Origin of the sequence: Eggerthella sp. (assembly GCF_048329335.1) — a bacterium.
GTDB lineage: Bacteria > Actinomycetota > Coriobacteriia > Coriobacteriales > Eggerthellaceae > Eggerthella > Eggerthella lenta.
Map to the genome: position 1 here is coordinate 1 of NZ_DBFEGU010000104.1, position 10,147 is coordinate 10,147.

The window sequence follows — 10,147 nt, forward strand, 5'->3', positions numbered from 1 at the left end:
GTGCCCGCCGAAGCGCGTGAGCAGGTCGGATGCGCTTTCCACAGCCGAGAACAGGCTGACCTGGCCCACGCTGCGGCCGCTGCCGCGCGCTTCGTCGCCGTCGATGGTGAACAGCAGGCTGGGCACGCCGTACGTGTTCACCAGGCGGCTTGCCACGATGCCCTTCACGCCCTCGTGCCAGCTCTCGCCCGACACCACCAGCGCGCGCTGGCCGTGGTAGATCTCGGCGGCCTGCGCCTTCGCGATCTCGGACAGCTCGGCTTCGATGGCGCGGCGCTGATCGTTCACCGATTCCAGCTTCGTGGCCAGGCGGTTCGCCTCCTCGAAGTCGTCGGTCATCAGCAGGTCGAGCGCCAGCTGCGCGTCGCCCATGCGGCCGGCGGCGTTGAGGCGCGGGATGACGGAGAAGCTGAGGTTCGTGGCGCTGACGGGCTTGTCGGCCGCGCCGCTGGTGGCCAGCAGCGCGGCGATGCACGGGCGCGGCGCGGCGTTCATGCGCGCGATGCCGTCGGACACGAGGGCGCGGTTCTCGTCGCGCATGGGCATGAGGTCGGCCACCGTGCCCAGCGTGGCGAAGTCGGTGAAGTCGCGCCATAGGTGCGGCTGGCCCAGACGGCCGCCCAGCACCTGCACCAGCTTCAGGGCCACGCCCACGCCCGCCAGGATGGAGCTGGGGCAGTTCGCGTCGCACTTCGGATCGGCCACGGGCACGCCTTCAGGCACAAGGTCCACCGGCTCGTGGTGGTCGGTGATAGCCAGGCCCAGACCCGCCTCCACCACGGCCGCGGCCTCCGCCTTGCAGGCGATGCCGCAGTCCACCGTGACGATGAAGTCGGGGCCGAACGAGCACGCGCGCGTGATGGCGGCCTGCGACAGCGCGTAGCCCTCTTCGAAGCGCAGCGGGATGAACGGCGTGGCCTGCGCGCCGAGGGCGCGCAAACCGCGGGTGAGCACGGTGGTGGCCGAGATGCCGTCGAGATCGAAGTCGCCGAACACGAGGATGTGGTCGCCGCGCTTGACGGCGGCTTCCAGGGCATCGGCCACGTCGGACAGGCCGGGGATGATGTAGGGGTCCAGCCAGTCGCGCTCGAGCGACGGCGCGAGGAAACGGTGAACCGCAGCGGGGTTGTCGATGCCGCGGGCGACCAGCGTCGCTGCGATGAAGCGGGGCAGACCGAGTTCGCGCTCCAGGCGCACGACGGACGCGGGGTCGGCCGCTTTGATCTTGAACTGGGCAGACATGGCTCTCATACCTCACATGCGCGAATTCGAATAGTTCACGTCCCATTGTCCCACAATCGCACGGCGAAGTCACCGGCAAAGGAGCGGGCGGCGCGGGCGGGATCCCGCGATCCCGCATCCCAACCCCAGGATCCCGCGATCCCGCTGCGAACGCACATCTCCGCGACCCCCGCCGACCATACTTCGCCGTTGTGGGCGCAAAACGGCACCCATGACAATTTCCAGCGCGATTCTTCGACGCTTCAACGCCTACAGCTAGCAAAACCCCAGGTGGTGAACAACCCGCATGCCCGTCCTTCGGTAAAATCGCCATCAGAATTGCCATGGGTGGCCTTTTGCGCCCACGAACACCGGGGCGCTCCAATCGAATCGCCCGCATGACGGCATGCAGGCGCCTGGGCGAGCGGCGCGCCGATCTAGCGGAAACCTCGCACGGCCCTAGCGCGAATCTAACGGAAATTCCACGCGGATCTAGCGCCGATCTAGCGCGCTTCTCACGTGAATCTAACGTATAACGCCTGATCAAACATCATTTTTGCTCTTCCATTACCCGGCTTGCCATGGTACGCTGGACGCATGGAAATCGTTCTCGGACATACCTCGTCGATGGAGTTCTGGCGCGCCAAGCGCTCGCATTCCCAAACGCGCGCGCTGCTCGCTCGCCGCGGCGAGCCTCGGAGCTTTCGCTCGGATTCGCCTGACGTAGCCAAGCCGAGCGCAGGCGATTTGGAACGGCTCGAGCGCATCGGGCTCGCGCAACACGCGAACCCCGCGCACTTTATCGTCCCCAACGCGCTTTCACGCGTGCGCACTGCACGCATAACCTGCAGCGTGTTCGACCGAAGGATTCCCTCATCGGCTTTCGTCAACGTGGGCGACGGGGTGTTCGTCGCCTCGCCCGAACTGTGCCTGCTGCTCGAAGCCCGCACGGCCGCTTTAGCGAACCTCGTCGAAACGGGCTACGAGTTCTGCGGACGATACCGGCTGCCTGCCCTGCCAGACGGCAACATGGCACCCGACCAGCTCCCCCTGACCTCCGTGCCGAAGCTGCAGTCGCTCCTCTCCCGCACGCAAGATGTCAACGGCGTCGGCGCGGCGAGAAAAGCCGTTCCGCACATACTCCAGAATTCGGAATCGCCCAAAGAATCGCAGCTTTCCATGCTCAGCAGCTTTCCGGGACGCCTCGGCGGCTACGGGTTTCCCCCGGCAACGCTGAACCACCCTGTGCGCATCTCGGAGAACGCGCGCGGACGGGACGTGGGCCGAATATGCCGCTGCGACCTGTTCTGGCCCGACGCGAAACTCGATGTCGAGTACGACAGCCGGCTGCACCATGCAGGGGAGGCCGAGCAGGAGAAGGACTCGGCTCGCAGAACCGCGTTGGCGTACGCGGGCATCCTCGTCATCACCGTTTCAAGCGACCAACTGCACACGAGGTCGGAAATGGACAAGGTCGCCCATGCGATGGCGAAACGGCTGGGAACGAGATGTCGCTCCCGAGCGCACGATTGGGAACTCAAGCAGATCAGACTACGATCTCAGCTGCTTGGCACCACGCGACCGGAAATGCTGGGCGCAAAACGGCACCCATGACAATAATCGGACGCTTAAAGCGCGCTCGCCCGACGCGCCGTCGGCAAAAGGCCTGGTCGCGTTTCGCAACGAAGCCGAAGCGACGCGCCAACCGCCACCAAAATTGCCATGGGAAGCCATTTGCGCCCACGAAGCAAGCATCCTCGGTAGCGTCCCGAAAGTTGGTGTATCAATCCGTTTCTGGAGGGCGGGCGAAGCCTGCCCGAGAAAAACGGACATCGTCTAGAATCGTCAATCACCACAAAAGACAGATTCGAAGGAAGGCGATGCCCGCTATGGACACTCTACTATTCAACGACCCCGAAGTGAAGGGGCTCGCGTTCGCGATCCTCGAGGAATGCACCGACCTGCAGGCCTTCGGGCGCAGGATGCTCGAGCTCCTGGCGAACGCCGCGATGTCGGCGAAGGCCGACGAGGCGTGCAACGCCCCCTACGGGGAGCGCGACGAGGGGCGCGTCAACTCGCGCAACGGCTACCGGGAGCGGGGGCTCTCGACCGCCGCGGGCGACGTCACCCTCAAGATTCCGAAGCTGCGCCGAGGCTCGTTCTTCCCCGAGGACCTGATCGAGCGCTACTGCAGGGTGGACCGGGCGCTCGTCGCGGCGGTGGCCGAGATGTACGTCATGGGGATATCGACGCGCAAGGTGGAGGCCGTCGCGGGCGAGCTCGGCGTGAGGTCGATGTCGAAGTCGCAGGTGTCGCGCCTGTGCGAGTGCCTGGACGCCGAGGTGGACGCGTTCAGGAGGCAGCGCTTCGACGGGGTGCGCTTCGCCTACCTGTGGCTCGACGCCACCTACGTGAAGTGCCGCGTGGAGGGGCGCTCGGCGTCCCAGGCCGTCGTGACCGCGATCGGGCTCGACGACACGGGCCACAAGCGCTTCGTCGGCGTGGACTGCGTGGACACGGAGAGCCACGCCGGGTGGAAGGCGTTCCTCTCCGGCCTGAGGGCGCGCGGCGTCGACGGCGTGCGCCTCGTCGTCTCGGACGCCCACGAAGGGCTCGCGAAGGCGATAGCCGAGACGTTCCAAGGAGCGGCCTGGCAGCGCTGCGTCACGCACCTCATGCGCAACGTGGCGGGCCGCATCCACAGGAAGGACGACCAGAGAAAGGCGCGCGAGGCCATGAAGGCCGTCTTCGCGCAGAAGAGCCCCGTCCTCGTGCGGGCGTGCTACCAAGAGGCGACCGAGGAGGTGCTGAAGATCTCGAGGGCGGCCGGAAACGTGCTCTTGGAGGCCGAGGAGGCGGCGCTCGCCTACCTGGCGTTCCCGGCCACGCACCGCACCAAGATCCGCACCAACAACGTCCAGGAGAGGGCCAACCGCGAGATCAAGCGCAGGACGCGCGTCGTGCAGGGGTTCCCCTCGCGCGAGTCGCTCATCCGCCTGGTGGGAGCGGCGCTCATCGAGGCCGACGAGGAGTGGTCGGCGCGCTGCGTCATCTCCAGGCCCTCGCTCGCGCACGCCTGGAAGGCCCAGGAGCGCGAGGCCCCCGGCGAGGCCGAGGTGCTCGCCGCCCGCGAGGCGGCGCGCAAGATCATAGGGAGCGCCATTGACCCGAAGGAGGACGAAGGCTAAGATTCACCTCGCAAGGGTGCCGGCGATTCTCCGGCGATGGCCCTGATACACCACGATTCGGGACGCGGCCGATCTGCTGGTGCGGAGTCACAAAATTCACCGCTGTGAAGGGGATTTTGGGGTTCAGAGCGCTCGGAAGCGGCTTTTGGTGCCCGAACGAGCGAGTTGTCCGAGCGTTTGCCCTGGTCGTTGATCGTCTCGATGATGATAGACCCTGCATCGGACTTCACAGCGGTGAATTTTGTGACTCCGCGTTTCGTTCCGCCGTTGGTGTTGGTGCGTATGAACCCAGTTGCATGCGCCAGCCGTGAAAAGCTGGCAAGATCGCTTCCCGTCTCGCAGCTGCTGGCACCTCTCCCTGCGCCCCTCCTTCTTTTCGTTTCCAAAAGATTTCAACGCCGTGGGGCTTTGTTGGAGTTGATCTGCGCACGTTGACGATGCGGGTTGCGTCCGTGCATCATTGACGAGTACTTTTCGGAACATCACGGTGAGGAGCGCACATGACGAAAACGCGCGTCGGCATATTCGGATACGGCAACCTGGGGCGCGGTGTGGAGCTGGCCTGCAGGCAGAACGACGATTTGGAATTGGTGGCGCTGTTCACGCGTCGCGACCCGGCGACGGTGAAGCCGCTGACCGAGGGCGTGCCGGTGTTCGCCGCCGCCGATATGGAGGCCCATCAGGCCGACGTGGACGTGCTCGTCCTGTGCGGCGGCAGCGCGAACGACCTGCCCGAGCAGACGCCCGCATGCGCGAGCATGTTCAACGTGGTCGACTCGTTCGACACCCACGCGAACATCCCCGCCCATTTTGCCGACGTGGACGCCGCCGCGAAGGTGGGCGGCAAGGTGGCCGTCATCTCGGCAGGCTGGGATCCTGGCATGTTCTCCATCGCGCGCCTGTACGCATCCAGCGTGCTGCCCGAGGGCGAGGACTACACGTTCTGGGGCCGCGGCGTCTCGCAGGGTCACAGCGACGCCATTCGCCGCATCGAAGGCGTGGCCGACGCGCGCCAGTACACCGTGCCCGTCGCCTCGGCGCTCGAAGCCGTGCGCAACGGCGAGAAGCCGCAGCTGACCACGCGTCAGAAGCACACGCGCGAGTGCTTCGTCGTGGCCGAGGAGGGCGCCGACCTGGCGGCCATCGAGAAGGCCATCGTCGAGATGCCGAACTACTTCGCCGACTACGACACCACGGTGACGTTCATCTCGCAGGAGGAGCTGAACCGCGACCATGCCGGCATCCCACACGGCGGCTCCGTGTTCCGCTCGGGTGTGACCGGTCAGAACGGCGAGCATACCCACGTGGTGGAGTACTCGCTCAAGCTGGATTCAAATCCCGAGTTCACCGGCAGCGTGCTGGCGGCCTGCGCCCGTGCCGCGCACCGCTTGAGCCGCGAGGGCGCCGTCGGGTGCAAGACGATGTTCGACATCGCCCCTGCCTACCTCTCCGCGAAAAGTGACGAGCAGCTGCGCGCCGAGATGCTGTAGCGATTCGCTCATCCGATATGTCGAAGGCCCCGTCGTTTGCAGCGACGGGGCCTTTTCGATGCCTTAGATCAAAACGCCGTTGCAGTGGTCGATCTCGTGTTGGATGATCTGGGCGGTGAAGCCGGTGAAGGTTTTGACTCGCGGCTTCATGGCGAGATCCTGGTAGCTCACCTTGATGGTGCGATAGCGCGTCGCGGAGCGCGTGCCCGAAAGCGACAGGCAGCCTTCTTCCGCCTCGTAGGTGCCGGCGCACGAGATGATCTCGGGATTCAGCATGGCCACGTGCGAGCCGCCGTCGTCGAAGACGATGATGCGTTTGAGCTCGCCGATCATGTTCGCCGCCATGCCGACGCAGGAATGACGATGCGCCTCCAGCGTGTCCAGCAGGTCCTGCGCGATGGGCAGGTCGGCCTCGGTTGCCGGTGCCGACGCGCGCTGCAGAACCAACTCGTTTCTCATGATGGGACGAATCATCGCCAAAAACCTCTCCACGTGACGAGCCTTTGCCGTTTGGTGCGACAAGGCTCGCTTTCCTACACTCTCTTGGTATAGTGTACGTGAACTTGACAGACGGGAGGCGCAGATCGTGGACGCAGTCGCATTCATGCGTGGCAATAGAGCGTATTTCGAGGATTTTATAACGAGGAGCACCTATCATTCGAATGCCATCGAAGGCAGCACGCTTTCGTACGCTGAAACGTATGCGATTCTCTGGAATGACAACTCGTTGCAAGTGACCGCTACTGCACGAGAGTTGTACGAGGCCATCAACCACAAATATGCGTTGAGCCTTGCGCTCGAAGATATGCAGGCACCCTTGAGCGAGAGGCTCGTCAAGGAGATCGCGCGGGCTATCAACAAGAACATCAATGAAATCGGGGGTTACAGAACGGTTTCGGTGCTTATCCGCGGTGCAGAGCACATTCCGCCGAAGCCGAACCAGGTGAACCAGCTCATGATGCAGCTGGTATACGAGTACAACCATGACGACGACGTCGATCCGTACCTGCGCGAGGCGCGTTTCCATATCCGGTTCGAGCGCATCCATCCCTTCGAAGACGGCAATGGGCGTACGGGCAGGATACTTGTCAATCGCGGGCTCTTGCAGGCGGGACTGGCTCCCGTTGTCGTTCCGTTCGAGCGTCGTGCCGAGTACCTTGCGATGCTTGCCGGCGGCGACCCGGACGGGCTTGCCGAGATGTTCCGGTCGCTGTCCCATGACGAGGAGGAACGCATCGCGCTGTTCGCGGAAGCTGCTCAAAAGTAGATCGCAGTCGCGAAGGCGGCAAGGGCGAACAGGATTCCGAATGCCGCCGCGACGGCGCGCTCCTTGCCGGCGAGGCCGAAGCCGATGCCGCGCATGCCTTCGAGCAAGCTGGCCTTTCTGCGGGTCGGGCGCGGTTCCTCGCGCAGCCGACCGCCGGGGATGACTTCGATCTCCACCGTGCGGGTCGGGCGCGCGTGGGCTCCGTGCTGCTGTCGGGGCTGGGGGAGCGGTGCGAGGGCTGCGTTGCTCATAAGGTCTCCTTCGTCGACATCTCGTTCGTATGCTGTGAAGGATACAGGAAACGCGCGCCTCGCTTGTCCTATTATAGGGACATCGGTGCAAGCGTGAAAAAAGCCCGACGGCGAATCCGTCGGGCTTGAACGATCGAAGCTGGCTGGTGCAAGCGATCCGGCTTGCTACTCCTTGCCGGTCCAGCAGTACGTGCACACCTTCTCGGGATCGATGCCGATGGCTTCCAGCATGCCGTCGAGCGACTGGTAGCCCAGCGAGTCGAAGCCCATCTGCTCGCAGATGGATTTCAGCATGCACTTGCCGCGCTCGGTGGAGCCGTCGGCGTACTCGTCGAGGTGCTGCACGCCCTCCTCGCCTTCCAGCTGGTCCACCATGCGGCGCGCGAGCAGCTCCATGTCGGAGCGGCTGCTGGAGAAGCTCAGGTACTTGCAGCTGAACATGATGGGCGGGCAGGCCGAGCGCATGTGCACTTCCTCGGCGCCGCACTTGTACAGGAAGTCCACCGTCTCGTTCAGCTGCGTGCCGCGCACGATGGAGTCGTCCACGAACAGCAGCTTCTTCTCGTTGATGAGCTCGGGGATGTGGATCTGCTTCATCTTCGCCACGCGGTTGCGCACTTCCTGGTTGCTCGGCATGAACGAGCGCGCCCATGTGGGCGTGTACTTGATGAAGGGGCGGGCGAAGGGGGTCTTGCACTCCGTCGCGTAGCCGACGGCGTGCGGCACGCCCGAGTCGGGCACGCCGGCCACGTAGTCGAGCTCGGGCACGCCGCCCGTCGCGGCTTCGTCGCGGGCCATGATGGCGCCGTTGCGATAGCGCATGACCTCGACGTTCACGCCCTCGTAGTTCGAGTTCGGGTAGCCGTAGTACACCCACAGGAAGGCGCAGATCTTCATCTTGTCGCCTGCGGGGGAGATGGTGCGGTACTCGTCGGGGTTCACCAGCACGATCTCGCCGGGGCCAAGCTCGTATTCGTCGCGATAACCCAGCTTGTGGTAGGCGAACGACTCGAACGAGATGCAGAACCCGTCATCGCTCTTGCCGATGAGCACCGGCAAGCGGCCCATCTTGTCGCGCGCGGCGATGATCTGGCCGTCCTGCGTGATGATGAGCAGCGTGAGCGATCCGTCGATGGATTCCTGCGCGTGCTTGATGCCCGAGACGAAGTCGTCCTTCTGGTTGATGAGCGCGGCGACGAGCTCCGTGGTGTTCACCTTGCCCGAGCTCATGGCCATGAACTGGCGGCCGCCGCTGGCGAAGTTGCGCTCCACCAGCTCCTCGGCGTTGTTGATGGCGCCCACCGTGGTGATGCCGAACGTGCCCAGGTGCGAGCGCACCAACAAAGGCTGCGGGTCGGTGTCGCTGATGCAGCCGATGCCGCTGCAACCGTGGAAGCCCTGCAGGTCGTCTTCGAAGCGCGTGCGGAACGGCGTGTTCTCGATCGAGTGGATCTCGCGTTGGAAGCATCCTTCCTCCGCGTCGTGGAAAATCATGCCCGCGCACTTCGTTCCCAGGTGGGAGTGGTAGTCCACGCCGAAGAACACGTCCAGCACCACGTCGTGATGCGCCGCCGCCCCAAAGAATCCGCCCATTGCTTGCCTTTCGTTGTGCCTGCCGCTAATCCGTGCCAACAAAAATATCAGTATACGGCTACCGCCGGTCCGAAGGAACGCTGAGCGGCCACGATCCGCGTTTTCTGCACGAGTTCGCGCCTCGTGGCGAAGCGTTTTCCCTCTTCGGTTAGCTCTTCTTGTCCGGAACGATGAAGATGAACACGAGCGAGCTGATCAGCAGCAGGAACGGGTAGAACAGAAACGGGATGATCTGGAACGCCGACACCGCGAAACCCAGCTCCGTGGCGGCCGAGATGGCCACGAGCATCTGCGCGCCGTAAGGCAGGATGCCCTGGAACACACACGAGAACGTGTCGAGCAGCGATGCCGTCTTGCGCTTCGAGATGCCGTACGTCTTCGCCATATCGGCGGCGATGGGGTTCGAGATGACGATGGCCACGGTGTTGTTCGCGGTGGCGATGTCCATGGCACCCACCAGCAAGCCCATGCCCAGCTGACCGCCTTTCTTGCTTTTGAACAGGCTTTTGATGCCGTTCAACAGCGCCACGAACCCGCCGTACTCGCGGATGAGCGCGCAGATGGCCGACACCAGAAGCGCCACCATCGTGGTCTCGAACATGCCTGCGGCACCCGAGCCCATGTTGGCCAGCAGGTCGGTGGCGGCAGTGGCGCCCGTGGCCACCATGATGATAGAGCCCGACAGAATGCCCAGCAACAGCACGACGAACACGTTCACGCCGATGATGCCGCCGACGAGCACGATGAGGTAGGGGATGAGCTGGATCAGGTCGTACTCGTGAACGACGCTGCCGCCGAGGTCGGCGCCGAACGACAGTGCGAGGATGATGACGAGCGATACGATGGCCGCGGGTAGGGCGATCTTGAAGTTCTCGCGGAACTTGTCCTTCATCTGGCAGCCTTGGCCTTGGCAGGCTGCGATGGTGGTGTCGGAGATGAACGAGAGGTTGTCGCCGAACATGGCGCCGCCCATGACGCTGGCCACGCACAGCGGCAGGCTGAAGCCGGACGCAGACGACACCGCCACGGCGATGGGCGTGATGAGCGTGATGGTGCCCACCGACGTTCCCATGGCCAGCGACACGAAGCAGCTCACCACGAACAGCACCAGCACGGAGAACTCCGCGGGGATGACGG

9 protein-coding genes are annotated in these 10,147 nt (G+C 64.3%); 4 read left to right on the forward strand and 5 right to left on the reverse strand.

All coding sequences use genetic code 11. The features are described from left to right. Positions 1 to 1,242 (reverse strand): single-stranded-DNA-specific exonuclease RecJ (locus tag ACMO6A_RS03275; protein ID WP_418470780.1); only part of this gene is annotated, 1,242 nt, incomplete at its 3' end. A gap of 870 nt (positions 1,243 to 2,112) precedes the next feature. Between ACMO6A_RS03275 and ACMO6A_RS03280 the strand changes: the two genes are divergently transcribed. The 3 genes from ACMO6A_RS03280 to ACMO6A_RS03290 all read left to right on the forward strand — a co-directional run bounded on the left by ACMO6A_RS03280 (position 2,113) and on the right by ACMO6A_RS03290 (position 5,899). Next, entirely contained in the window at positions 2,113 to 2,835 is a 723-nt protein-coding gene (locus tag ACMO6A_RS03280) for a hypothetical protein (RefSeq protein ID WP_226844191.1), read from the forward strand. Between the two features lie 275 nt (positions 2,836 to 3,110). Then, on the forward strand, positions 3,111 to 4,409 hold the full coding sequence (locus ACMO6A_RS03285; protein ID WP_227101377.1) for an IS256 family transposase: 1,299 nt from the start codon (positions 3,111 to 3,113) through the stop codon (positions 4,407 to 4,409). A gap of 500 nt (positions 4,410 to 4,909) precedes the next feature. After that, the gene (locus tag ACMO6A_RS03290) at positions 4,910 to 5,899 is read left to right on the forward strand and encodes a diaminopimelate dehydrogenase (RefSeq protein ID WP_015760131.1); all 990 of its coding nucleotides are present in this window, start codon (positions 4,910 to 4,912) and stop codon (positions 5,897 to 5,899) included. A 63-nt stretch (positions 5,900 to 5,962) separates the two neighbouring features. Here ACMO6A_RS03290 and ACMO6A_RS03295 read toward each other — a convergent pair whose 3' ends face one another. After that, positions 5,963 to 6,373, reverse strand: coding sequence for a peptide deformylase (locus ACMO6A_RS03295; protein ID WP_015760132.1), 411 nt, complete (start codon positions 6,371 to 6,373; stop codon positions 5,963 to 5,965). Positions 6,374 to 6,485: 112 nt separating this feature from the next. Here ACMO6A_RS03295 and ACMO6A_RS03300 point away from each other — a divergent pair, with 112 nt between their 5' ends. Further along, entirely contained in the window at positions 6,486 to 7,166 is a 681-nt protein-coding gene (locus tag ACMO6A_RS03300) for a Fic family protein (RefSeq protein ID WP_015760133.1), read from the forward strand. Here ACMO6A_RS03300 and ACMO6A_RS03305 read toward each other — a convergent pair. The 3 genes from ACMO6A_RS03305 to ACMO6A_RS03315 all read right to left on the reverse strand — a co-directional run. Then, the gene (locus tag ACMO6A_RS03305) at positions 7,157 to 7,417 is read right to left on the reverse strand and encodes a hypothetical protein (RefSeq protein ID WP_015760134.1); all 261 of its coding nucleotides are present in this window, start codon (positions 7,415 to 7,417) and stop codon (positions 7,157 to 7,159) included. The two genes, ACMO6A_RS03300 and ACMO6A_RS03305, sit on opposite strands and share 10 nt — an antisense overlap. A 165-nt stretch (positions 7,418 to 7,582) precedes the next feature. Continuing rightward, positions 7,583 to 9,010: an amidophosphoribosyltransferase gene (locus tag ACMO6A_RS03310; protein WP_015760135.1), complete on the reverse strand. Its 1,428-nt coding sequence runs from the start codon at positions 9,008 to 9,010 to the stop codon at positions 7,583 to 7,585. A gap of 148 nt (positions 9,011 to 9,158) precedes the next feature. After that, positions 9,159 to 10,147, reverse strand: a 989-nt coding sequence (locus ACMO6A_RS03315; protein WP_418470781.1) for a Na+/H+ antiporter NhaC family protein, incomplete at its 5' end; no start/stop codon positions are given.